The sequence below is a fragment of the Roseibium sp. M-1 genome, assembly GCF_054515675.1.
Genome location: NZ_CM137257.1, coordinates 6,223,674 through 6,245,630, shown reverse-complemented (window position 1 = coordinate 6,245,630; position 21,957 = coordinate 6,223,674). Strand labels below are relative to the sequence as shown.

Below are 21,957 nucleotides of genomic sequence, written 5' to 3'. Positions count from 1 at the left end.
CTGATGAGCACGAGAAAATCAATCGAGGCCAAAACGGCCGTCACCACGGCAACCGTCGCCCCTCCAGCCGATGCCGGACTGGCAACCGGCACCGTCATGGCGCTTGTCACTGAGCAGGAAGCCATGGTGACGCTGCATGACGGCGAGGAAATCCATGCCCTCCAGGCAACCAGTTGCCTGCTGGCCCCGGTGATCGGCGATACCGTGCTGGTCTACCAGGGCCCGGAACAGGCGTTCATGCTGTCGGTCCTGACCAGGCAAGCCACCGTGACCGCCGAAATCGGCGTCGCCGGGGTCAAGGATGTCGCGCTCAAGACGAAAGGCACGCTTGCCCTGTCCGCGCCGGACATCAATGTCAGCGCACGCCGGATGACGGTCCTCACCGAAAGCCTGATGCAGACCGGAAAGCAGCTGGTCAACAATTTCTCAAAGTCGCTCGAAACCTGCGTCGACCGGATCCTGAACGCCAGGACGGTCACCACCACGGCGCAAAGCCGGAGCAGTGCCATCAAGGAAACCGAGACCCTGAAGGCCGGCGTCCTGGTACAGACGATCGACAGCGTCGCGACACAGAACAGCGAGATATCGCTGATCACTGCCGAAGAAGATGTCCGTCTCGACGGCAAACGCGTCAGTGTCGGCTAGGTGTACCGTGTGACGCCGACCTGCTTGAACAAGGCTGCCTGAATGCTACTTGTGGACGACCGGCTGAAGGCGGCAAAGGACCATGCAGCCGCCGGCCGGCATGACAACGCCGCCCTGCTTTTCGAAAGCGTTCTGGATGTCTCCCCCGGCCATCCCGAAGCCCTGTCCGGCCTGATCGAGACCCGCCTTGCCCATGGCGACTTTGAAGCCGCTCAGACGCTGCTTTCCAGGGCAACGGCGCTCAGCCAGCAGGATGCGGGGTTTCTGACCCTTGCCGCCAGGGTGTCTCTTATCGGCGACAAGGCGGAAGAGGCCGAACGTCTCGTCGACCGCGCCCGTGCCCTCGATCCCTTGCACGTGCAGGCGGCCCTGTTGAAGGCCGAATTCCTCGCCGCCACCGGCGCCCTTGCCGAGGTCGAGGACCTTTTGAATGCGGTCCGGGCGCAGAACGAGACGCAGGAAATCCTGACCGGCATTGCCCGGCTCTACCTTGCCCATGGCATGTTCAGCCCGGCATTGTCAGCCGCTCAGGACGCGCATGCGCTTGCACCCGGGAACGCGGCGGTCAATGCGCTTGTCGGTCAGGTGCTCACAGCCCTGCAGGACCACGGCAAGGCTGCGCCCTATCTGGAAGCGGCGCATCTGCAGGATCCGGCCAATGCGGATTATATGCTTTCCCTCGCGAACAACGCGGCAGCGAACGGACAGTTGAGCGAAGCCGTCCGTGTGGCAAAACGCGCAAAGACCCTGTTCCCGGACCTGTTGCCGGTCTGGTTGAGCTATGTGCGGATCAAGACCGAATGCGGCGAGGCGGACGAGGCGCTGCGGGAGTTTGCCCCCGTCGCCAAGACAGCCAAGAACCGCATGGAGGCCGTGTTTGCCCTGGCAACGGCCTACGGACTGGCAGGAGAGACGGAGAAGAGCCTTCAACTGCTTGAACCCCTTTGCCAGGAGACCGCCCGCCTCAGCGAACAGGACCAGACGCGGCTGTTCGGCCTGTTGCAGGAAGCCTATCTCTCGACGGGACAGCTGGAGAAACTGCCGGAAATCCAGTGGCCGCAGATCGCCGCCAGTCTTGACCTCCCCGAAGACGTGTCCATCACCCCGGATGAACTGACGGATCGTCTGAAGACGGCGGCACTGGTGATCGAGCCGGGACTCAGCAATCTGGAATTCATGCTGCTCGCCCGCTTTCTGGGTGCTTCAGGTCGTGGCTTGCAAACACCTGTTGCCGGCCCTGCAGCGCTTTCCCAATTGGCCCGGCTATTTGGTTATGACACATACCTGCCAACCGACATGTCCGGCGAAATGCCGCCGGCACCGGAGATTACCTGCGCTCTTCCTGTCTCAAGGCTGCTCGGCCTGCCGGCATCCATCCGGGGCGGGCTTACCGGACCCGTTCCCTACCTGCCGGTTCGTGAAGATCTGGCGACGCGGTGGCGAAACGCTTTGGCGGAGTTTCCCCGCCCCTGGGTAGGCCTTTCCTGGAACGAAGCCCCTCCAGGCCTGACCCTGGCAACCCTGCTTCCGGCGCTGCCACCAATGCAAGGGACCCTTGTCAGCACCATCTGGGATCAGAGCCGGCAGCAGCTGAGTGGCCACAAGGGCATCATCGATGCCGGCCTGCATGTCGGCCACCTTGAGGATCTCGCAGCACTGCTGCATGTCCTCGACTTCGTGATCGGCCCCGACGGCCTCGTGCTCCATGCCGCCGGTGCCGCCGGCACGCCGGGTCTCGCCCTCGTCCCGCATGTCGCGCCCTGGTACTGGCACGCCGCGGAAAAACGGAGCCTGTGGTATCCGAGCCTTGACGTCGTCCGGGCCCCGCACTCCGGCCACTGGGCGACACTCCTGCCGGATATGGCAGGCGAAATCTCGGAGAGACTCGGCGCCCGGCTCGAAGTCCTCTAGACCCCTGTCCCAGCCGGTTGCCTTCGCATCAAGCGCCATCTCTGTTATGAACGGTAAAGGAAAAGTGTCTGCAGTCACGCATTGATGCTGTCTGGCGGACGGTTCACGTACCCGGTGAGGCGGGCAAGGAACAGGTGACAAGCGCAGGCACATCGGAGGGCATGAAGCGCGTCGTGATTGCCGGATGCCCCGGCTCCGGCAAGTCGAGGGCTGCGCGGATCCTGAGCGACCTCACAGGCCTGCCTGTCATTCATCTGGACAGTCACTATTGGCAACCGGGCTGGCAGCGCCCATCTCCCGAGACCTGGCGCGCCACGATCCAGGAGCTTGTCGCCCGCCCGCGCTGGATCATGGACGGCAATTACGGCAGCACCCTGGACATGCGCCTGGGAGCAGCCGACACCCTTATCTATCTGGACTTCTCGACCTTCCTCTGTGCGGCACGTGTGCTGCGCCGGACACTTGCCGGTCTCGGGGGAACACGCGGCGGCGAACTCCCCGACGGCTGCCTGGAACGGTTTGACTGGCCGTTCTTCCGCTTCGTTCTCAATTACCGGAAAACCCGTCGTAATCGCGACTTCGCAAGCATCAGAGACTTTTCGGGCGACCGCCATGTGTTTACCCGCCCCAGGCAACTGAACCGGTTCATCGCCGACCTGAAGGGATCGTCCCGCGGGTGAAGGGATCCCGGCAGGGCCTCCGCAAAAGGGCCGCTCTCGCGGCCCCTCTTCGTTTGCCAGATGCAGGTCTTCAAGTCCTCAGCCCTGCGAGATCCGCTCGGCAAGCTGGCCGTTGGTCATGGCTTCGCCGTCCATGTTCTAGTGGAGCGAATCTGACATTTGCTCCAGCGCTAGCAGCAGGGGGGTGCAAATGTCAGAATCGAACCACTAGGTCCCGTCAACGGTGTGGACCACGTTGGAATAGATGCGGTCGCGCGGCAGACGGCCTTCGGCGGCGACTGGGTGGAGGCTTTCGCAAACTACTATCTCGGCGCCGCGCGGCTGAACCGCGCCTGGGCCTTCCTCAGCATCCTGATCGGCGCCTTGACGACGGCAAGGGCCATGTCCGACGAGACCCTGGCGGAAAACCTGACCGCGGCCGCAATGCCCGCCGCCATCAAGGCAGCCAGGGGTACCTGAAGTCTGCTGGACATGCCTGTCACCCGGCCGCGGAGACCTCGCCTGCGCTGCGCTGTGCCAGATAGCCCGATCGGGTGATCCGGTAAAAACGGCAATCCAGTCCGTGTTTCCTTCGCTCCTGCCATAAGCTGAAGCCGGCTTTTTGCATCACATGCTGCGAGGCCGCATGTTCGGCAACCGCATAGGCGATGAGATGAGGGTCCGGTCTTTGCTCGAAGAACCAGCCGACGAGCGCTCGCGAGATTTCGGTGGCATATCCTTGTCCCCAGGCAGAGCGTTTCAGACTGTAGCCAAGCTCATAGCCATCCGGATCCGACAGCCAGGAAAATCCGGCCCGGCCAATGAAGTTCCCCTCCTTCGTCTCCAGTTTCCACTTCGAGATCCCGGAATGGAGGTGATCGCGAACGTAATCGCCGAGCCGCCGGTGCACCTCGTCGGCCCCCATGGCGGCCGGCCCGGGCGACAGGTAGCGGTTGACCTCCGGATCCGAATGAAGGTCGAAAAGCAGCGGAAAATCGGCCTCGGTGAATGGCAACAGCCGAAGCCGGCCCGTGGTCAAGATCGGTGGGCTCAAGACTGGTGGGGTCAGAATCGACTGGGTCAAAATCAGCTCTTTAAGAAAAAAGGGACCGCGAAACTGCGATCCCACTCAGTGGTGACGTCCCGTTCCTGAGCCTTGGCTAAGCGCTCATGAGGTAGGACTGCATGGAGGGGCTGAGCAACTGGAAGACATCGGCCTGCATGCCGGCAATCACCCTGCTCTCGCGATGATAGAAACCCGTTTCCCGGACGACGTCGCGCATGGATCTGTTGTCCGTGCGCACCACCGCGACGAGATGGGAGAAATAGGTGTTTTCAAAAAACCAGTCCGACAGGGCCTGGCACAGGCGCTGCGGCAAGTCGACGTCCTCCTCCAGGATATCCCGGCGCAGGCAATAGCTCAGGCTGATTTCAGACGTTTCGCTGACAGGCGTAAAACCGGCCCAGCCAAGAAACTCACCATTGGCGGAGACGGCCTTCCACTTGGCAAAGCCGAGATCGTCCTGGTGCTGCAGCGCGGAGCGAACCATTTCGGCCGCGTCAACGACGGTGCAATTGGTGGAATATTCTGAACATCGGTTGCCAAAGGGATCGGAGTGAAGGTCTTTTACGAGGTTGATATCGGCCGGAGAGAAAGGGACAAGCCGCACTGAGCCGCATTCGAGAAAGATCGTCTGCACCGTGTCCTCCCAGTCTTGGATGTTTCGCCGCCGCTTCGGTCACGTGAACCGCAATTGCTGCAGCAAAAACCCATGTAACCCAGAATTGTGCCAACCCGATGGCAGACAAAAGTATAAGAACAAAAGAGGCAAAAATATATTCGTATTACCAACAGGTTATCGAGATACCCTCGCTGCACCGCACACCCCAGAGGTTGCTGAGACACTGCTATAGTTTCCTTAGAAAGTTTTCCATTGTGATTTCATCTGAGGGATCAACCCGTTGCCAGGCGATCATCTGGTTCCGGAACCACGTTTCCTGGCGCTTGGCGTATTGCCGCGTTGCAACAGTGAGCCTGTGGACGGTTTCTGCAAAAGTTGCCTCGCCGGCAAGATAGGCGGCAATTTCCGGGACGCCGATCGCCCGCATGGCCGGAAATTTGTCCGAAAGTTCTTTCGCAAGGAGAGCCCGCACCTCGGCGACACCTTCGTCGCTCAGCATCAGTTCGGCCCGGCGCGCGATGCGGTCATGCAGCCAGGGCCGGGGTGGTGCCAGCACGATCCGGTGGCAGAGATCCGACGCCATCAAGGGCGGTGCCTGATGCACCTTCTGCCAGTGGCTGAGCGGTTTGCCGGTGGCCTCCATCACTTCCAGCGCCCGGGCAAGGCGCTGCGGGTCCGAGAGAGCCTTCGCTGCCTCTTCATCGCCCGCGGCAACAAGCGCCCGTTTCAGCCCGTCTATCCCCTCCTTATCAGCGAGTGTCCTGGCATGCGCGCGTATGCCATCGGGAATTTCCGGCATTTCGGCAAAGCCCTCGGTCAGTCCCTTAAAATAGAGACCGGTGCCACCGACCAGAATGGGCAGGCGGCCTTCACCCCAGGCAGCCACAAGCTCGGATTTCGCCAGACGCAGCCAGGCTCCGGTCGAAAAGGCGGTCGAGGATGGCAGCACGCCATAAAGCCGGTGCGGCGCTGCCGCCTCTTCCTCCGCGCTCGGGCGTGCGCTGACCAGCCGCAAATCTTCATAAAGCTGCATGGAATCGGCGTTGACGATCACCCCATTGCGCTCTTTCGCCAGGCGAAGGGCGAGAGCGGACTTGCCGCTTGCCGTCGGCCCGGCTATCAGAATGGCGCGTTTGCCTGTCATCTGCCTGCCCTCGCCTTCCAAGGAACCGTCCATGCCGCTCGTTGCCACCCTGGTATCCACTCCAACTGCGCCCGCCGTCGACGAGGACCTCATCAGGCGGGCGCAAGATGCCCTCGGCACCTCCGGCCCGGCGACTGTCCTCAGCACCGGTGTTGCAGCCGATATCCGCTTTGACGGCCCGGACGCAAGTGTTGCCGACGCGCTTCTTCGCGACTGTATCGGCCGGGCCCCCGTCGATGTCTTTGTGCAGAAGGAAGCCGGCCGCCGCAAGCGCCTGCTGATCGCCGATATGGATTCCACCATGATCCGCCAGGAATGCATCGACGAGCTGGCGGCCGAACTTGGCCTCAAGGACCGGATTTCGGAGATCACCGAACGCGCAATGCGCGGTGAGATCGAATTCGAACCGGCCCTGCGCGAGCGCGTCGGCCTGCTGGCCGGTCTGCCGGTCTCGGCCATCGGAACGGTTCTGAGCACCCGTATCCAGCTGATGCCGGGTGGCCGCACCCTGGTGCAGACCATGAAGGCGAACGGTGCCTATTGCGCCCTGGTCTCCGGCGGGTTCACCCATTTCACCCAGTCCATCGCCGCCCTGCTCGGCTTTGACGAGAACCAGGCCAATATTCTTCTGGAAGAAGACGGAAAGCTTTCTGGCAAGGTCAGCGAACCAATCCTCGGTCGCGACGCCAAGCGGGAGCGGCTGGAGTTTCTGGCCGCCGACCAGGGCCTGTCCTTCGACGAGACCCTTGCTGTTGGCGACGGGGCCAACGACCTTGCCATGATCGAGCGCGCCGGCGCAGGTGTCGCCTACCGGGCCAAGCCCGCCGTTGCCGCTGCCGCCGACTTCCGCATCGACCACGGTGACCTGACCGCCCTGCTCTATCTGCAGGGTTACGCGGAACAGGACTTCGTTTTGAGCTGAGCAGACGCTTTGTGCCGTCTACCGCGCGCCTGTATCCGAGGTCCGGACTTGCCTTCCCATCACCTCATCCTGAGGAAGCGCGTGAGCGCTGTCTCGAAGGATGGGCCGCTAGCTCCGGAGTGTGCCGCCCATCCTTCGAGACGCCACTGTCGCGGCTCCTCAGGATGAGGTGTGAAGGAAGAACCCAATTGCAAAAAGGGCGCCTCGCGGCGCCCTTTTCAATTCAGGTGCTCAACTTTCGGATCACTCGTCCTCGATCCGCACCGGCACGAAACGGACGTCGCCGGTGGGGTTGGAGAGCAACAGCAGCGCGGAGCGGCGGCCACCTTCCTTCAGCTTCTTGATCTCGGCGGCAACGTCTTCCGGCGTTTCAACCGTTTCCTGGGCGACTTCCTTGATCACGTCGCCTGCAGTCACCCGCTTTTCTTCGGCCGAAGAGCCGGGCTTGACCTCGGTCACGACCACGCCGGTCACGTCCTCGTCGATGGAGAATTGCTGGCGCAGGCTGTCATCGAGTTCAGCGAGCATCATGCCGAGAACTTCGCTCTTGGCGACCGGCTTCTCCTCGGTCTGGTCGTCCGTCTTGGCGCTCGCCTCGGTGACCTCGTTTTCAACGAGCTGCTCGAGGATCACGTTGATGGTGACTTCATCGCCCTTGCGCAGCACCACCACCTCGACTTCCTTGCCGATATCGGTTTCAGCGACCATGCGCGGCAGTTCGCGCATCGTCTCGACCTCGCGGCCGTCGAACTTGATGATGACGTCGCCCGGCTCGATCTTGGCCTTGGCGGCCGGCCCATCCTCGGTCACGCCGGCAACGAGCGCACCGATGGCTTCATCCATGGCAAGGCTGTCGGCGATCTCGTCGGTCACTTCCTGGATGCGCACGCCCAGCCAGCCGCGGCGGGCTTCGCCGAAGTCACGCAGCTGCTGGATGACGTTCATGGCCGTGTTCGCCGGTATGGCAAAGCCAATGCCGATGGAGCCGCCGGACGGCGAAATGATCGCTGTGTTGATGCCGATGACGTTGCCGTCCATGTCGAACAGCGGACCGCCCGAGTTGCCCCGGTTGATGGAGGCGTCGGTCTGGATGAAGTTGTCATAGGGGCCGGAATTGATGTCGCGGTTGCGGGCCGAGACAATACCCACGGTTACCGTGCCGCCGAGGCCGAACGGGTTGCCGATTGCCATCACCCAGTCTCCGACCCGGATGGCATCGCTGTCGCCGAAATTGACATCCTTCAGCGGCGTCTTCGGGTTCACCTTCAGCACCGCAAGATCCGTCTTCTCGTCGGTGCCGATGAGCTCGGCCTTCAGCTTGGTGCCGTCATTGAAGTTGGCGGTGATTTCATCCGCCCCTTCGATGACGTGGTTGTTGGTGATGATGATGCCTTCCGTTCCGTCGATGACGAAGCCGGAGCCCAGCGACTGGACGCGGCGCGGCTGATCGTCTTCCCGGTTCTGGCGGTTGAAAAATTCCTCGAAGAATTCCTGGAAGGGCGAACCCTCGGGCACCTGCGGCATCGGCACAGTGCGTTGGCCCTGCACGGTCTGGGCAGTGGAAATGTTCACCACCGCGTCGGCAAGGTTCTCTGCCAGATCGGCGACAGACACCGGGCCTTGCGCCAAGGCGCTGTGGATTGGCTGCACGGCAGCGATTGCGCCAAGCAGGATCCCCGCTGCAGCTGCAGCGATCCGGGACATCCGTCGGCGTGTCATTTCTGGAGCCATAGGGCTTTCTCCTCATCCCAGCCGATGGACTGCCGCTCAGCTGAAATCCTAGGAGCTGGCAGCCGATGGGTTTCGTTCTGGTTCTGAACCAGAATATAGAACGGGCGGGACTTTTTTGCGCGTCCCGCCCGAAAACTTTTCGTTATCCGCGTACGATCCACACAAGAAATACGCCGATCACGGCCACAACAAGGCCGGTGAGGCGCAGCGTCTGGTCGGAACTCTCCAGCGCGCTGCGCATGATGGCTTTCATGCCACCTGGCACAAGCGCGTAGAGAACCCCTTCAAGCACCAGGACCAGACCCAGTGCGGTGACCAGATCGCTCATTGTGCGGCGAGCGACGGTGCCCGGTCGGAAATGCCCTGGCTGCCGTTGTCATTGGCGGCCGGTGGCGCGACCACGCCGGACGGATCCTTGAAGAAGCGGAAGAAGCTGGAATCGGGCGACAGCACGAGGCTGGTATCGCCGGACTTCAGGCCCGCTTCATAGGCCTGCATGGAACGGTAGAAGGCGAAGAACTCCGGATCGGCGCCGAAGGCCTCGGCAAAGATCTTGTTCCGCTCGGCGTCACCGGTACCGCGCATGATTTCGGAATCTCTCCGCGCTTCGGCGACCAGAACGGTCGCGTCACGATCCGCACGCGAGCGGATACGGCGGGCAGCTTCCTCACCCTGTGCGCGAATTTCCGTCGCTTCCTGCTGACGCTCGGTTTGCATCCGGGCATAGATTGCCTGCGAGTTGGCGTCCGGCAGATCGGCCCGGCGGATCTTGACGTCGATCACTTCGATACCAAGCTGATCGGCGTTGGCATCGATATCCCTGCGAATGTTTTCCATGACACCCGTGCGGTTGTCACGAACGAGCGCGGCGAAGCTTGTCCGGCCGACTTCTGAGCGCAGCGAAGACTGCAGGAAGGTCGACAGGCGCCGGTTGGCGGTCTGTACGTTCTGGACGCGCTGGTAGAAGAGCACCGGATTGGAGATCTGGTAGCGCGCAAACGCATCCACGATAAGCCGCTTCTTGTCCGCGGTGATCGGTTCCAATGGCGGCATATTGAGATTCAGGATGCGCTTGTCGAAATAAACGACATTCTGCACGAAGGGGATCTTGAAATAGATACCAGGATCCTTCTTCGGCTCTTCGACGATCTTACCGAACTGCAGGACCAGAGCCTGCTGGGTCGGGTTGACGATGAAAACTGAAAGGTAACCGATCACGGCCACGATCAGCAGGACAATTGCCAGGATACCGCTACGCATGATCAGTTGCTCCCCGCGCGCTGTGCCGGGGCGGACGAGCGCCCGTTCAGGTCATTGAGTGGCAGGAACGGCAGGACGCCGGACCCTGTCGAGGCGCTGTCGATGATGATCTTGTTGTTGGAACCCAAGACTTTTTCCAGTGTTTCGAGATAGAGACGCTCGCGGGTCACATCCGGGGCCTTCTTGTATTCTTCATAGATCTTGGTGAAGCGCTGGGACTGACCGGTCGCTTCCGCGATCGTCTGGTCCTTGTAGGCATTTGCCGCTTCCAGCACCCGGGCAGCCTCGCCTCGGGCTTCCGGAACCACCCGGTTCGCATAGGCCTTGGCTTCGTTGCTGATACGCTCTTCATCCGCGCGCGCGGCCTGCACATCGCGGAAGGCATCGATGACCTGTGCCGGCGGGTCGACCCGCTGCATCTGCACCTCGCCGATTTCGACACCTGCGTGATAGCTGTCGAGGGTCTTCTGCATCAGGGTGGCGACGTCGTTCTGAATCGAGACGCGGTTCTCGGTCAGGATCGAGTCGATCTTGGAACTGCCCACGACCTCGCGCATGGCGCTTTCGGCCACGGCCTTCACGGTGCTTTCCGGATCCTGGATGTTGAAAAGATAGTTGGTGATACCTTCTCGCGTGTCCCGAATGCGCCACAGAACCTTGAAACCGACATCGACGATGTTTTCGTCGCCGGTCAGCATCAGGCTTTCCTCCTGAATGTCACGCGCCCGGACGACACCGCCGCTGCTGACACTCTCTTCGGTTCCGACGGTGGTCTCGCGCTGGAGCGAAACCTGCGGCGTCTCGACCTCGCCGATGGGATAGGGCCAGTTGTAATTGAGGCCCGGAGGCGTCTGGTCTTCGACCTTGCCGAGCACCAGTTCGACGCCGACTTCGCCTTCATCGACCACATAGAAGCCGGTGAAGAGCCAGATAACTGCAACGACGCAGAAGACAATCAGGAAGCCGATAAAGCCGAGGCTGCCGCCACCGCCGCCCGGCAGGACGTTGCGCATGCGGTCCTGGGTGCGTTTCAGGAGCTCTTCCAGATCCGGCGGATTGTTGCCGCCCCTGTTCGGGCCGCCCCCCCAAGGGCCATTGTTGTTACCACCGCCGCCCCATGGGCCGCCGTTGTTTCCGCCACCCTTCCAGGGGCCACCGCCACCTGACTGATTGCTCCAAGGCATCAAGACTTCCTTCTTCGACATCCGGCAGGCTTTGCCGGACAGGGATTTTCACCCGTTCTGACTCACCGTTGGTTATAGGGAGGTTACCGCGCGCTTTCAACGGAAAGACCGGCAGCAAACCTCGCCAAACTCGCATGTTTTCCCGTGCCGCAGGTGGGTTGGGAACCGGCGTTTGTCAAGGCTCCGGGTACATTTGGCCGCACCAGGCAGCCGGACCGCCTACCGGCTGCGGATCATGTCGACATGCGGGATGCCGTCTTCGATATATTCCGCGGAGACCGTACGGAAGCCGAGCGAGCCGTAAAACTTCTCCAGATACGACTGGGCGGAGACATGGATCTGGCAGCCGGGCGCAAGTTCTTCGGCCTTGTCGATGCCGGCCCGCATCATGATGCGGCCAAGCCCGGCGCCTCGTCCAGCCGGTGCAATCACCACCCGGCCGATCCGGGCAATGCCTTCCGCAGGATCTGCAAACAGACGGATCGCACCCAGTAGTGCCGCGTCTGCGCTGTTCCGGATCAAATAATGCTGGGCGTCCTGATCCTTGCCGTCAATATCGGCATAGAACGACGCCTGTTCCAGGATGAAAACCTCCTGGCGAAGCTTCAGAAGATCGTAGAGGTCCTGCAGGCTGAGATCGTTGAACGCAGCCCATCTGGCCGTCGCAGTGTCGGGAAGTGTCATGTATGAGATCCGGGTCACGCCTTGCGGCGGTAGGTTACGAAGGTGAAATCGGCGCTGTCCTTCTCGCCACGCTCGCCGGGCACTCTCATCGTCTCGACCCAGAGAGCCGGGTCGATATCGGGAAAGCGCGTGTCACCGGCCGGCTCCGCGTCCACTTCGGTGATTTCCAGACGGTCGGCCTGTGCGATTGCCTGACCGTAGATCTGACCGCCACCGATGCACATCACCTCGTCAACGCCGAGATCTGACGCCAGCTCCCGGCCGCGTTCCAGTGCCGCCTCGAACGAGGTCGCCGCTTCCGCCCCCTGCGGCGCATAGGCCGGGTCTCGGGAAATGATCACGTGCGGTCGCCCCGGCAGCGGCTTGCCGCCGAAGGAGAGGAAGGTCTTGCGGCCCATGATCACCGGTTTTCCCAACGTCAGGCGCTTAAAATGCTTAAGGTCCGACGACAGCTTCCAGGGCATGTCGTTCTCCGCACCGATAATTCCGTTTCGGGCAACGGCGGCGATCAGGACGAGTTCGGGCAAATCTCTCTCCGAATCCGGTTTTCCTAGGACTGAATGCCTCCTAACATGGAAAAGGGTTCGTTGAACAACCCGATGAGAATTCTTTAGCGCGCCTGTCGGATTTCGCCCGCCTGTCTCGTCCTGGAATGCAGACACCCTCAACCAAGAGATCCTGAAGATGCCGGACTTGATGGAAACCGTTCTGATCGAGCGCACCCGTGCCCTGATCCCGGATGAAAATGTCGAGCAGAAGCGCATGTTCGGCGCCACCTGTTTCATGGTCGACGGCAATATGCTGGTCTGCGTCTCCAAACGCGGCCTGATGGCCCGCGTCGGAAACGAGCAGCAATTGGCGGCAACCGAAAAGCCGCATGCCTCGATCTGCATCATGGGCGGACGGCCGATGGCGGGGTATATCCGCGTCGAACCGGACGGCATCACCTCGGACGACGAGTTGAAGGCCTGGATCGACATGGCGCGCGCCTATGTCTCCACCCTGCCGCCGAAGACGGCCAAGCCGAAAAAGGCGAAAGCCGGAAAGGCTGCCAAATGACCGGAAACGGATTTCAGCCGGAGACCTTCCGGTTCCTGGGCGACCTTGCCGCCAACAATTCCAGAGACTGGTTCGACGCGCATAAGGCGGCCTATCAGACGTTTGTCAAGAAGCCCGCCGACGGCTTCCGCTCCGATCTTTCCGCCCGGCTTGCGGAGCTGACCGGACGGGACCTCAGCTCCAAGCAGTTCCGAATCAACCGGGACCTGCGTTTTTCCAACGACAAGACGCCCTATAACACCAATATCCGCATGGCGTTCTGGCCTTCGGGCGGCGCATTCGAGGGCAAGGATGCTCAGCCGCCGAGCTTCTTTCTGTCGGTCGAGGCGGATCATATCCGTGTCGGCGCCGGCTGCATGGCCTTTGCAAAACCGGTGCTCGGCCGGTTTCTGAGCCGGCTGGAAACCGGTGGAGGCGATGAAATCGCCGGTCTTCTGTCGGAGGCCCGGTCGCTCGGCTTCGACATTTCCGCTCCAGATCTTGCGAAGGTGCCCCGCGGTTTCCCCAAGGAGCATCCGAACAGCAACCTTGCCCGCCACAAGGGCCTCGCCGTCTGGAAGGACCTCGGCGATGTGCGTGACGTTCAGGGCCCCGATGGCGCGAATGCGGTCATGGCGGCTCTGGAACCAGCCATGCCGGTGTGGCGCTGGCTGATGGATCTGCACGAAGGCAACTGACCTTTATCCGTGGCAGCATTCCTGATGTTGAAGCGCAACGTTTTTGCTTGATCCAAAGCGCTTTGGATCTTATGACCGTCGCATCACTCTTATCTTGCGAGCTGACTTCAGATGTCCTCCCCCAACGACCTTTCGCAGCGCTTTCCCCGGGACTTTCTCTTCGGTGCCGCCACCGCCGCCTATCAGATCGAGGGCGCGGCGACTGAGGACGGCCGCAAGCCGAGCATCTGGGACGCCTTTTCCAAGATGCCGGGCCGGGTCTATCAGGGCCATTCCGGAGATGTCGCCTGCGACCACTATCATCGCTGGGAAAACGATCTCGACCTGATCAGGTCGCTTGGCGTCGACGCCTACCGCTTTTCCATCGCCTGGCCGCGCATTCTGCCGGACGGACGCGGGCAGGTAAACGAGAAAGGCCTCGACTTCTATGACCGGCTCATCGACGGCATGGTCGCCCGCGGGCTGAAGGTCTACCCGACCCTGTATCACTGGGACTTGCCGCTAACGCTCGCAGGTTTCGGCGGCTGGACCGACCGCGACACCGCGGATGCCTTTGCCGACTACACCGAGATTGTCGTCCGCCGGTTCGGCGACCGCATGGACGCGCTCGCGACGATCAATGAACCCTGGTGCATCTGTCATCTGAGCCATCTTTACGGCATCCATGCCCCAGGCGAGAAAAACACTGAAGCCTTTGCCGCCGCCGTGCACACGTTGAACCTCGCCCACGGCAAGAGCGCGCAGGCAGCGCGCGCCGTGCGGCCGGACCTGCCGACGGGCATCGTCATCAACGCCCACTCCGTTTATCCGGCCAGCGAAACAGCTGCCGACCGGCAAGCCGCGGAACGTGCCTTCCAGTTCAACAACGGCATCTTCTTCCAGCCGATATTCGAAGGCAGTTATCCGGACGGCGTTCTGGAAGCCTTTGGCGAAGCCATGAAGATCCGCGATGGGGATCTTGAGACCATCAACCAGAAACTCGACTGGTGGGGCCTGAACTACTATACGCCCCTGCGCGTCAGGACAGCAGCGTCTCCAGAAACAAACTTTCCGCAGGCCGACACCGTGCCGCCTGCACCGGGACCGGACCTCACCGACATCGGCTGGGAAGTCTACGAAAAAGGCCTGTCGGACCTCCTGAAGGACCTCCATGCCCGCTATCCCCTCCCCGATTGTTACATCACAGAGAACGGTGCCTGCTACAATGACGGGCTGGTGGATGGCGTCGTCGACGACCGGCGCCGCATCGCCTATCTGGAAAAGCACTTCGGAGCGGTTGCCGATGCGATGGACGCCGGCGTGCCGGTGAAGGGCTATTTCCTCTGGAGCCTCATGGACAATTTCGAATGGGCGGAAGGCTACCGCATGCGCTTCGGCGTGGTTCACGTCGATTACGACACGCAAGTTCGCACGCTGAAAAACAGCGCACTTTGGTACCGGGAACTGGTCGAGGGGCATAAAGGAGCGCGGTGATACGCGGCTGCGACTCTTAAGAGAACTTGCCTACCCATTCGACCTCATCCTGAGGAGCGTGCTCGTACGCGTCTCGATGGATGGGCAGCAAATTCGGGGCAAGTGGCCCATCCTTCGAGACGGACCTGGCGGTCCTCCTCAGGATGAGGTGTTTTTGTTGCCGGATCTGTTGCCTGGATGTCCAGGCAAACCCGTCATACCGGATCTGCTTTCGGCTTTGCCGCACGTGTCCAGGATGACGGGGGATCAGGCTAAGAGCGGCTTTATGCAGCCTCCGCTACACCTCACGCAAATTCGCCAGGATGATCTCGCTCCAGACCCGTGTCGGCGGGATCCAGGCCATCCAGTTGTTGTAGTTGCCGGAATAGATGACGGCGGCGACATCCGCTTTCGGGCAGATCCACAGGCGCTGGCCGCCATTGCCGAAGCCGGCAAACCATTGCGCAGGGCCGCCGAATGCCGGCACAGGTGCCTGGCCGCAGAACCAGAAGTAACCGTAGTCCGGCCCCTCCCCCGTCGCGATGACAGGCCGGAGCGACGCGGTAAGCCAGGCTTCCGGGACGATCGAGCGCCCCTCCCAAAGACCATCGTTCAAAACGAGGCGGCCGATCTTCAACAAGTCCGGCGCTGACAGACGCAAGCCCGAGGCCGGTGAGTGGGTGCCGTCACGGCCGACCGACCAGTCATAACGGGTGATGCCGAGCGGTGTGAAGAGGTGCTCCTCCGCATAATCCGCCAGCTTCCTGCCGGTGCCGCGCTGCAGGATCTCGCCGACAAGCGCCGTCGCACCGCCGCTATAGGTCCACTGCGTGCCCGGCTCGGCAATGAGCTTCCGCTCCAGAATGTAGCGGTAGCGGTCCGCCGCCATTTCCATGGCTATTTCACTGTTTTCAGGGTCCGTATAGGGCAGGTTCTCGTCCCACTCCATACCGAGAGACATGGTCAACGCATGTTCGACCGTCCGCCGCCGCCGGTCCGGGTCGGCGGCAAGGTCCTGATAGTCCTGAAAGAGGTCGAGGATCGGTGTGTCGAGCTTTGGGACTTCGCCGCGTTCCAGCGCGATGCCGTAGAGCAGGCTGACGATGGACTTCGTGACCGAGCGCAGATCGTGCAGCGTGCCGGCGTCGAACGTCACATCGCCGATGGACCGGCCCCAGTTCTCGTCCGGCCCAGAACCATAGCTTTCCAGCACCGTCTCGCCGCCGCGCTCCGCAAGCACCACATGCAGGTGCGGGAGGAGCCCGGCTTCCACACCGGCGCAAAGCTTGCGGCCGACCGCAGGATCAAAACCCCGTTTTTCGGCGACGGCCGAGTGAGGCGAAAAGGAAACGGGACCGTGCGAAACCATTGGGGGAAAATCCGTCTTCTTGAAACCGGAGGTCAGTGTCGGCGATCTCATCGCCAAATGCGAGCTCCCTTTGTCGGCGGTGAGCACTGTTCCGGACTTGACCTTCCGCCTGCTGGAACCACCATAGTCCTGAATGGGTGGGAAGGCGCAATCGCGGAAGGTGGACGCGTGGATCGCAGGACATTTCTGAAAATGACGGCCGCAGGCAGTGCAAGCCTGGCTGCGCCGTCCTTTTCGCTGGCAAAGACGGATGACGGGTTCTTCGAGCTCATCGCAGCCAAAGGCCAGGCACGGCTCTATGGCGCGGACGGCGACCTGTCGGATCTCTGGCTGTACAACAATCGTCTGCCCGGCCCCGAAATCCGGGTAAAGCGCGGCGAGCGCGTCAAGGTGCGCTTCCTCAACGGCCTGGACGAGCCCACCTCCGTCCACTGGCACGGCATCCGCATCGACAATGCCATGGACGGCGTCGCAGGCCTGACCCAGCCGCCCGTCGCTCCGGGCGCCAGCTTCGACTACGACTTCGTCGTCCCCGACGCCGGCACCTTCTGGTACCACGCCCACAACATGAGCTGGAACCAGGTGCCGCGCGGCCTTGCAGGGGCCCTGATCGTGGAGGACGACGAACCGCAATTCGATACCGAAACAGACATCACCCTGATGCTGGCCGACTGGCGGCTCGACGACACCGGCGTCCTGGAAACCGCCAGCTTCGGCGCCATGCACGACTTTGCCCATGCCGGCCGCCTCGGCAATTGGCTGACCGTCAACGGTGCTTCACTGCCCGATATTCCGTTAAAGACTGGCCACTGGCACCGCCTGCGCCTGATCAACGCGTCATCAGCACGCATCCTGGACATCGCACCTGATCGCTTTGGCGCGAAACTTGTTGCCCTCGACGGCCAGATGCTCGACGCGCCCCGCGAGCTTGAGGGCACTGTTCAGCTCGCCCCGGCGCAGCGCATGGATCTTGTGATGCGGCCGGAGAAGACCGGCACGATCCCTTTCGAGATGATGACGGGCAAACCCTTCACCTTCGCCAGTTTCCAGGTGGGCGAAGCGTCAGCTCCAGGCGGCACCCTGATATTGCCGCCGCCCAACAGACTGCCGGAACCCGACCTCACCGCCCCCTGGGAACTTCCGCTGGTCATGGCGGGTGGCGCCATGGGCGGGATGCAGACGATGATGCGGAACGGCACGGAAATGGATATGCGGCAGATGATGGCCGACGGCATTTTCTGGGCGTTCAACGGTATTGGCGGCATGGAGCAGGACCCGATGTTCACAGCCACGCCCGGCGACACGATCCTGCTGGAAAGCCGCAACGACACGGCTTTTCCACACGCCATTCATCTTCACGGGCATCATTTCCGTGAAATCGAGCGCAATGGCCGCAAGCTGGAGCATCAGGACTGGCGCGACACCTTCATCGCCGCCCCGAGGGAAACGGTAAAGATCGCCTTTGTGGCGGACAATCCCGGCAAATGGCTGATCCATTGCCACATGCTGGGCCACGCGGCGTCGGGCATGATGACGTGGTTTGAGGTTGGGAGCGCGGCGTGACTGGTTTCAGGCGTTACCCTAGTCCTCTGAATCAATCAGACTGACGGGTATAGTTTTTTGAGTTTGACGCGCGCGTCCTGGTTATTGAATTGCCATTCGGCAATGCATTGTTTTGTGTTGCGTGCGTCGACCCATGCGTTGACGTCGCGCGCCAGGTCTTCCTGACTGGCGATACGTTCTTTCAGACACTGTCGCGACAGGACCGATAGTTCCGCTTCGGCCATGTTGAGCCAGGATCCGTGTTTGGGCGTATGGTTCCATTCGAACTTTTCGGCGAGGCGTCTGGCCTTCACCGGTTCGAAGGTGGCATAGAGTGAAGCCGGGCTGTGAGTGTTCAGATTGTCCTGAACCAGCACGATCTTTTCGGCGTCGGCAAAATGGATGTCGGCGAGTTCTGCGAGGAAGTGCGCGTAATCCGACTTGCCGCGATGGCTCGTGACCTTGACGTATCGAACCCCTTCGAGCGGTGCAAAGGCCATGAACAGATTGGCCGTTCCTGCGCGCTTGTACTCATAGTCGTGCCGGGCAATGTGTCCCGGCGTCATGGAGATCGGCAAGCGCGTCGCGCTGACCAGCTGCCTGGCCGCTTCATCCAGACAGACCAATGGCCGCTTCGGGTCACGAGGGCGCTGATAAATCGCCAGCACGTTCTCCATGTTGGCGACGAAGGCCGCGTTCTGTTTAGGCGGGATTACCCAGTAGCGGCTTCGATGAGGTTTAAGTTCGTTTTTTTAAGCGCGCGCCCGACGGTGTTGAAGTGGACAGCCTCGACGATGTTCATCTCGACCACCTTTTCGGCCAGGAGCCGGATGGTCCAGCGCGCATGACCTTCCGGCGGCTGCGAACAGGCCAGCGCGATCAGCTTCGCCTCCGCCTCGCCGTCGAAAATGCGCTGGATGGCCGGATGGGTGCGCTGCTTGCGGGCAAACACCGCATCCAGCCCTTCCATCACGAAGGCCTCGCGCACGCGGGCGACCGTAGACGGCGATGTCTCCAGACTTTGACAGATTGCGCGATCCGTCCAGCCTTCGCCGTGCGGTCCCCTGTCGGCTTTCAAAAGGATGCGAGCCTTGGAATTGGCACGCGCCGACAGTGTCTCCTTCCTGATCTTCGAAAGCAGCGCCTCGCGCTCATCCAACGTGAGCTCAACCACATATTTGATGTTTGCCAAAACATGTCTCCCGGTGCTCGAACCGGAAAAGGGAATCAGAACACACAGCAAACAGCAACTAATCAAATTGAATGATGCAATGGACTAGAGCGTGTCGCGCTTAACTGGAAATGTCTTGCATCGCTTTTTGCAAGGACGTGTTGCGTGCCATGGCTGTCTCCAAGCGCAACATTACCAATATTTGGTATTCACCTCAACTGACCAACGACCTCACACCGCGATCGGCGCCGCGATATGCGGGAGCGGATCGTAACCCGTCAGCTCGAAATCCTCGAATTTGAAGGCGAAGAGATCGGTCACGTCCGGATTGATCTTCATTTCGGGCAGTGGGCGCGGCGACCGCGCGAGCTGTTCGCGGGCCTGGTCGAAATGGTTGGCATAGAGATGCGCGTCGCCGAAGGTGTGGACGAAGTCACCCGCTTCAAGCCCTGTGACCTGCGCCACCATCATCGTCAGCAGCGCGTAGGAGGCGATGTTGAAGGGAACGCCGAGGAACACATCGGCCGAGCGCTGATAGAGCTGGCAGGAGAGCTTGCCGTCCGCGACATAGAACTGGAAAAGCGAGTGACAGGGCGGCAGCGCCATCTCGTCGACCAGCGCCGGGTTCCAGGCCGAGACGATCAGCCGTCGGCTTTCCGGATTGGTGCGGATCATTTCGAGCAGCTTGGTGATCTGGTCGATCGAGCGCCCGTCGGGTGCCGGCCAGGAGCGCCACTGGTAGCCGTAGACCGGACCGAGGTCGCCGTTTTCATCCGCCCAGTCGTCCCAGATCTTCACCCCGTTTTCCTTGAGGTAGCGGATATTGGTGTCGCCGGCGAGGAACCAGAGCAGCTCGTGGATGATGGACTTCAGATGCAGCTTCTTGGTCGTGACACACGGAAAGCCTTCAGAGAGGTCGAAGCGCATCTGGTGGCCGAAGATCGAGCGTGTGCCGGTGCCGGTGCGGTCGCCCCGGTCGGTGCCTTCCTTGAGGATTTTCGCCAGGAGATCGAGATACTGCTGCACGGCAGGGCCTTTGACGTCGGTCGGTTTCGGAGCTTGCGCTTAACTTCGCAGATTTTCGCGAAAACGCAGCCCCTGACATGAACTTTCCCCAACTTGGGAAGACTGTGGAAGACCGCGCGGCAGACAAGCCGGCAAACCATCCCGAGTTCCTAAAGCCCCTTCCCTTTCACCGCCGGAGACCTTATATCAGGCGTGCTGGGCAACCAGCTATGGCAATAAATGGTCAGTGCAATAAACCTATCGGACCCGGGGGCGGTACCCGGCGCCTCCACCCAAGTCCATGAGGCTAACAGCTGGAAACCTCATGGGTTTCGGCGGGGGCGAAACAGGATCGACGAGGGCGTAAAGACTGTGCTTTTGCTCGGCATTGTACCACCGTTATCGGGCTTTCTTAATAGTTGCAAACGACAACTATGCTATGGACAACGCTGTCGCAGCGTAATGCTGCGCCGGTAGTCCACTAAGTCCCGGCGGGTAGCACCGTCAGGCGGGGTCCGGAGGCACCTGGCAACAGAAGCCTCCACTTGATCTTCCCTTGCAAATTCCAAGACCTACATAGCTCTGGTAGCAGCAGGGGCAAACTCCGCCGGCAGCGGCACATTAATCTGGTATCACTCGGAAAAGGCCCTTTTCTTTTTGATCCCGGCCCGTCAATGTGCTCCTGATAGTGGATATTTCCAGCGAGATTCGACGAAAACTGATGTCTGAAGACCTTCTGCGATACGACATTCTGATCCAGGACGCGCTGCGTGGCGCGGTCAAGAAGATCCTTGCCGAAGTCGGACGCACCGGGCTGCCCGGGGACCATCATTTCTACATCGCCTTCGACACAAACGCTCCCGGCGTGCGCATTTCCCAGCGCCTGAAGGAACGCTATCCGCAGGAAATGACCATCGTCCTGCAACACCAGTTCTGGGATCTGGCCATCGGCGAGCACGCCTTCGAGGTAGGGCTCTCCTTCGGCGGCGTGCCGGAAAAGCTGCTGGTGCCCTTCTCCGCCATCAAGGGTTTCTTCGACCCGTCGGTCCAGTTCGCGCTGGAATTCGATCCGGGCAAGACGGCGGAAGAGCTGCCCGAGGAGCTTCTGGAAGCGGTCGAGGAGCTTGCCCGCGCCGAGCAGGAGCACGCCGAGAGCGAAGCAAAGAACGACGACGAAGCCGGCGGCAAGGAAGCCGCATCCGCGGATGCCAAGGCCAAACCGGCGGCGCCGGTGCCTCAGGGCGACGGCGGCGGCGAAGTCGTTTCCCTGGACGCATTCCGCAAGAAAACCTGATTTTTCCGGAGACTTCCATGAGCGCGGAGATCATCAATCTGCGCATAGCGCGCAAGGACAAAAAACGCCAGGACAAGGACAAGGCCGCCGAAGACAACCGGCGCAAATACGGCCGGACCAAAGCCGAACGCGATGCCGCCCGCAAGCGCCGCGAGAGCCTGGAAGCCCATGTCGACGGGCACCTTCTGAACAATTCCGGGACACCTGACGGCAGCGAAAGCTGACCCGTCATGGCCCTCCTCAAACGCTCCCTCTCCCTCCACGGCCACCGCACCAGCCTGGCGCTGGAGCCTGATTTCTGGGAAGTGGTGGATGCCCACGCAGAAGCCAAGAACCGCTCCCTCGCCGGCCTGATTGCCGAGATCGACGACAACCGCGATCCGGATGACCCGCTGTCCTCTGCGGTGCGTGTGTGGGTGTTGAGGCGGGTACAGGCAGCGGGTTAGCTCGGCGTTTTTGACCTTGCCTTCTGCACTTCCCTCAATCTCAACCTCATCCTGAGGAAGCGCGTGAGCGCTGTCTCGAAGGATGGGCCGAACACTCCAGCGCAAGCGGCCCATCCTTCG

General features: G+C 61.4%; 24 protein-coding genes and 1 other RNA gene. 13 read left to right on the top strand and 12 right to left on the bottom strand.

Features of this window, described 5'->3' with window-relative positions; translation table 11 throughout:
• Nucleotides 1–3 precede the first annotated feature (3 nt).
• The 4 genes from ACX3M4_RS28080 to ACX3M4_RS28065 all read left to right on the top strand — a co-directional run bounded on the left by ACX3M4_RS28080 (nt 4) and on the right by ACX3M4_RS28065 (nt 3,695).
• The gene (locus ACX3M4_RS28080) at nt 4–645 is read left to right on the top strand and encodes a DUF3540 domain-containing protein (protein WP_459356219.1); all 642 of its coding nucleotides are present in this window, start codon (nt 4–6) and stop codon (nt 643–645) included.
• Nucleotides 646–687: 42 nt separating this feature from the next.
• Entirely contained in the window at nt 688–2,556 is a 1,869-nt protein-coding gene (locus tag ACX3M4_RS28075) for a tetratricopeptide repeat protein (protein WP_459356218.1), read from the top strand.
• Between the two features lie 161 nt (nt 2,557–2,717).
• On the top strand, nt 2,718–3,236 hold the full coding sequence (locus ACX3M4_RS28070) for a P-loop NTPase family protein (RefSeq protein ID WP_459356217.1): 519 nt from the start codon (nt 2,718–2,720) through the stop codon (nt 3,234–3,236).
• Nucleotides 3,237–3,461: 225 nt separating this feature from the next.
• Nucleotides 3,462–3,695, top strand: coding sequence for a hypothetical protein (locus ACX3M4_RS28065; RefSeq protein WP_459356216.1), 234 nt, complete (start codon nt 3,462–3,464; stop codon nt 3,693–3,695).
• 19 nt (nt 3,696–3,714) lie between these two features.
• On the opposite strand, the gene ACX3M4_RS28060 is transcribed toward ACX3M4_RS28065, so the two are convergent.
• From ACX3M4_RS28060 to miaA, 3 genes are all read right to left on the bottom strand, one after another.
• A complete protein-coding gene (locus ACX3M4_RS28060; protein WP_459356215.1) occupies nt 3,715–4,299 on the bottom strand; it encodes a GNAT family N-acetyltransferase in 585 nt (194 codons plus the stop codon).
• Nucleotides 4,300–4,375: 76 nt separating this feature from the next.
• Nucleotides 4,376–4,915 carry a GNAT family N-acetyltransferase gene (locus ACX3M4_RS28055; protein ID WP_459356214.1) on the bottom strand — a complete coding sequence of 180 codons (540 nt, stop codon included), beginning with the start codon at nt 4,913–4,915 and terminating at the stop codon, nt 4,376–4,378.
• A 208-nt stretch (nt 4,916–5,123) separates the two neighbouring features.
• On the bottom strand, nt 5,124–6,041 hold the full coding sequence (gene miaA / locus ACX3M4_RS28050; protein WP_459356213.1) for a tRNA (adenosine(37)-N6)-dimethylallyltransferase MiaA: 918 nt from the start codon (nt 6,039–6,041) through the stop codon (nt 5,124–5,126).
• Nucleotides 6,042–6,072: 31 nt separating this feature from the next.
• Between miaA and serB the strand changes: the two genes are divergently transcribed.
• On the top strand, nt 6,073–6,963 hold the full coding sequence (gene serB, locus ACX3M4_RS28045) for a phosphoserine phosphatase SerB (RefSeq protein ID WP_459359515.1): 891 nt from the start codon (nt 6,073–6,075) through the stop codon (nt 6,961–6,963).
• A 243-nt stretch (nt 6,964–7,206) separates the two neighbouring features.
• Here the strand turns inward: serB and ACX3M4_RS28040 are convergent, their stop codons facing one another.
• From ACX3M4_RS28040 to ACX3M4_RS28015, 6 genes are all read right to left on the bottom strand, one after another.
• Nucleotides 7,207–8,694: a Do family serine endopeptidase gene (locus ACX3M4_RS28040; RefSeq protein ID WP_459356212.1), complete on the bottom strand. Its 1,488-nt coding sequence runs from the start codon at nt 8,692–8,694 to the stop codon at nt 7,207–7,209.
• 142 nt (nt 8,695–8,836) lie between these two features.
• On the bottom strand, nt 8,837–9,022 hold the full coding sequence (locus ACX3M4_RS28035; protein ID WP_459356211.1) for a DUF2065 domain-containing protein: 186 nt from the start codon (nt 9,020–9,022) through the stop codon (nt 8,837–8,839).
• Nucleotides 9,019–9,954, bottom strand: a complete 936-nt coding sequence (hflC, locus tag ACX3M4_RS28030; RefSeq protein WP_459356210.1) for a protease modulator HflC — start codon at nt 9,952–9,954, stop codon at nt 9,019–9,021. Before hflC ends, ACX3M4_RS28035 begins: the two co-directional genes overlap by 4 nt.
• 2 nt (nt 9,955–9,956) lie before the next feature.
• Entirely contained in the window at nt 9,957–11,138 is a 1,182-nt protein-coding gene (gene hflK / locus ACX3M4_RS28025) for an FtsH protease activity modulator HflK (RefSeq protein WP_459356209.1), read from the bottom strand.
• A 219-nt stretch (nt 11,139–11,357) separates the two neighbouring features.
• Nucleotides 11,358–11,822 (bottom strand): GNAT family N-acetyltransferase, encoded by a 465-nt coding sequence (locus ACX3M4_RS28020; RefSeq protein ID WP_459356208.1) that lies wholly within the window; start codon nt 11,820–11,822, stop codon nt 11,358–11,360.
• A 14-nt stretch (nt 11,823–11,836) separates the two neighbouring features.
• Complete coding sequence (locus ACX3M4_RS28015) at nt 11,837–12,349, bottom strand: dihydrofolate reductase (RefSeq protein ID WP_459356207.1); 513 nt, start codon at nt 12,347–12,349, stop codon at nt 11,837–11,839.
• A 157-nt stretch (nt 12,350–12,506) separates the two neighbouring features.
• On the opposite strand from ACX3M4_RS28015, the gene ACX3M4_RS28010 reads away from it, so the two are divergent.
• The 3 genes from ACX3M4_RS28010 to ACX3M4_RS28000 all read left to right on the top strand — a co-directional run bounded on the left by ACX3M4_RS28010 (nt 12,507) and on the right by ACX3M4_RS28000 (nt 15,031).
• Nucleotides 12,507–12,881, top strand: a complete 375-nt coding sequence (locus ACX3M4_RS28010) for a TfoX/Sxy family protein (protein ID WP_459356206.1) — start codon at nt 12,507–12,509, stop codon at nt 12,879–12,881.
• The gene (locus ACX3M4_RS28005) at nt 12,878–13,558 is read left to right on the top strand and encodes a DUF2461 domain-containing protein (RefSeq protein WP_459356205.1); all 681 of its coding nucleotides are present in this window, start codon (nt 12,878–12,880) and stop codon (nt 13,556–13,558) included. The genes ACX3M4_RS28010 and ACX3M4_RS28005 overlap by 4 nt, the downstream gene beginning before the upstream one ends.
• Before the next feature lie 111 nt (nt 13,559–13,669).
• Nucleotides 13,670–15,031, top strand: coding sequence for a GH1 family beta-glucosidase (locus tag ACX3M4_RS28000; RefSeq protein ID WP_459356204.1), 1,362 nt, complete (start codon nt 13,670–13,672; stop codon nt 15,029–15,031).
• A gap of 277 nt (nt 15,032–15,308) precedes the next feature.
• On the opposite strand, the gene ACX3M4_RS27995 is transcribed toward ACX3M4_RS28000, so the two are convergent.
• Nucleotides 15,309–16,430, bottom strand: a complete 1,122-nt coding sequence (locus tag ACX3M4_RS27995) for a serine hydrolase domain-containing protein (RefSeq protein ID WP_459359514.1) — start codon at nt 16,428–16,430, stop codon at nt 15,309–15,311.
• Nucleotides 16,431–16,571: 141 nt separating this feature from the next.
• Here ACX3M4_RS27995 and ACX3M4_RS27990 point away from each other — a divergent pair, with 141 nt between their 5' ends.
• Nucleotides 16,572–17,942: a multicopper oxidase family protein gene (locus tag ACX3M4_RS27990; protein ID WP_459356203.1), complete on the top strand. Its 1,371-nt coding sequence runs from the start codon at nt 16,572–16,574 to the stop codon at nt 17,940–17,942.
• A 35-nt stretch (nt 17,943–17,977) separates the two neighbouring features.
• On the opposite strand, the gene ACX3M4_RS27985 is transcribed toward ACX3M4_RS27990, so the two are convergent.
• Together ACX3M4_RS27985 and ACX3M4_RS27980 are read right to left on the bottom strand one after the other, a co-directional pair.
• Nucleotides 17,978–19,104, bottom strand: a protein-coding gene (locus ACX3M4_RS27985; RefSeq protein WP_459359420.1) for an IS630 family transposase whose coding sequence is annotated in 2 segments (ribosomal slippage) — nt 17,978–18,675 and nt 18,675–19,104 — 1,128 coding nt in all. Because the reading frame shifts where the segments join, the coding sequence is not laid out codon by codon here.
• Nucleotides 19,105–19,323: 219 nt separating this feature from the next.
• Nucleotides 19,324–20,118, bottom strand: a complete 795-nt coding sequence (locus ACX3M4_RS27980; RefSeq protein ID WP_459356202.1) for a thymidylate synthase — start codon at nt 20,116–20,118, stop codon at nt 19,324–19,326.
• A 155-nt stretch (nt 20,119–20,273) separates the two neighbouring features.
• Here ACX3M4_RS27980 and ssrA point away from each other — a divergent pair.
• From ssrA to ACX3M4_RS27960, 4 genes are all read left to right on the top strand, one after another.
• Nucleotides 20,274–20,643: a transfer-messenger RNA gene (gene ssrA, locus ACX3M4_RS27975) on the top strand.
• A gap of 175 nt (nt 20,644–20,818) precedes the next feature.
• The gene (locus ACX3M4_RS27970; RefSeq protein WP_459356201.1) at nt 20,819–21,391 is read left to right on the top strand and encodes an SspB family protein; all 573 of its coding nucleotides are present in this window, start codon (nt 20,819–20,821) and stop codon (nt 21,389–21,391) included.
• 17 nt (nt 21,392–21,408) lie between these two features.
• On the top strand, nt 21,409–21,615 hold the full coding sequence (locus ACX3M4_RS27965) for a DUF4169 family protein (protein ID WP_459356200.1): 207 nt from the start codon (nt 21,409–21,411) through the stop codon (nt 21,613–21,615).
• Between the two features lie 6 nt (nt 21,616–21,621).
• Nucleotides 21,622–21,837: a ribbon-helix-helix domain-containing protein gene (locus ACX3M4_RS27960; RefSeq protein WP_459356199.1), complete on the top strand. Its 216-nt coding sequence runs from the start codon at nt 21,622–21,624 to the stop codon at nt 21,835–21,837.
• Nucleotides 21,838–21,957 lie beyond the last annotated feature (120 nt).

What these genes read in the sequence shown, in the direction of transcription:
- ACX3M4_RS27965 (WP_459356200.1), top strand. Translation starts at nt 21,409, where the DNA reads ATGAGCGCGGAGATCATCAATCTGCGCATAGCGCGCAAGGACAAAAAA.
- ACX3M4_RS28040 (WP_459356212.1), bottom strand. Translation starts at nt 8,694, where the DNA reads ATGGCTCCAGAAATGACACGCCGACGGATGTCCCGGATCGCTGCAGCT.
- hflC (WP_459356210.1), bottom strand. Translation starts at nt 9,954, where the DNA reads ATGCGTAGCGGTATCCTGGCAATTGTCCTGCTGATCGTGGCCGTGATC.
- ACX3M4_RS28070 (WP_459356217.1), top strand. Translation starts at nt 2,718, where the DNA reads ATGAAGCGCGTCGTGATTGCCGGATGCCCCGGCTCCGGCAAGTCGAGG.
- ACX3M4_RS27990 (WP_459356203.1), top strand. Translation starts at nt 16,572, where the DNA reads ATGACGGCCGCAGGCAGTGCAAGCCTGGCTGCGCCGTCCTTTTCGCTG.
- ACX3M4_RS28035 (WP_459356211.1), bottom strand. Translation starts at nt 9,022, where the DNA reads ATGAGCGATCTGGTCACCGCACTGGGTCTGGTCCTGGTGCTTGAAGGG.
- ACX3M4_RS27970 (WP_459356201.1), top strand. Translation starts at nt 20,819, where the DNA reads ATGTCTGAAGACCTTCTGCGATACGACATTCTGATCCAGGACGCGCTG.
- miaA (WP_459356213.1), bottom strand. Translation starts at nt 6,041, where the DNA reads ATGACAGGCAAACGCGCCATTCTGATAGCCGGGCCGACGGCAAGCGGC.
- hflK (WP_459356209.1), bottom strand. Translation starts at nt 11,138, where the DNA reads ATGCCTTGGAGCAATCAGTCAGGTGGCGGTGGCCCCTGGAAGGGTGGC.
- ACX3M4_RS28010 (WP_459356206.1), top strand. Translation starts at nt 12,507, where the DNA reads ATGCCGGACTTGATGGAAACCGTTCTGATCGAGCGCACCCGTGCCCTG.
- ACX3M4_RS28020 (WP_459356208.1), bottom strand. Translation starts at nt 11,822, where the DNA reads ATGACACTTCCCGACACTGCGACGGCCAGATGGGCTGCGTTCAACGAT.
- serB (WP_459359515.1), top strand. Translation starts at nt 6,073, where the DNA reads ATGCCGCTCGTTGCCACCCTGGTATCCACTCCAACTGCGCCCGCCGTC.
- ACX3M4_RS27995 (WP_459359514.1), bottom strand. Translation starts at nt 16,430, where the DNA reads ATGAGATCGCCGACACTGACCTCCGGTTTCAAGAAGACGGATTTTCCC.
- ACX3M4_RS28075 (WP_459356218.1), top strand. Translation starts at nt 688, where the DNA reads ATGCTACTTGTGGACGACCGGCTGAAGGCGGCAAAGGACCATGCAGCC.
- ACX3M4_RS28005 (WP_459356205.1), top strand. Translation starts at nt 12,878, where the DNA reads ATGACCGGAAACGGATTTCAGCCGGAGACCTTCCGGTTCCTGGGCGAC.
- ACX3M4_RS27960 (WP_459356199.1), top strand. Translation starts at nt 21,622, where the DNA reads ATGGCCCTCCTCAAACGCTCCCTCTCCCTCCACGGCCACCGCACCAGC.
- ACX3M4_RS28080 (WP_459356219.1), top strand. Translation starts at nt 4, where the DNA reads ATGAGCACGAGAAAATCAATCGAGGCCAAAACGGCCGTCACCACGGCA.
- ACX3M4_RS28000 (WP_459356204.1), top strand. Translation starts at nt 13,670, where the DNA reads ATGTCCTCCCCCAACGACCTTTCGCAGCGCTTTCCCCGGGACTTTCTC.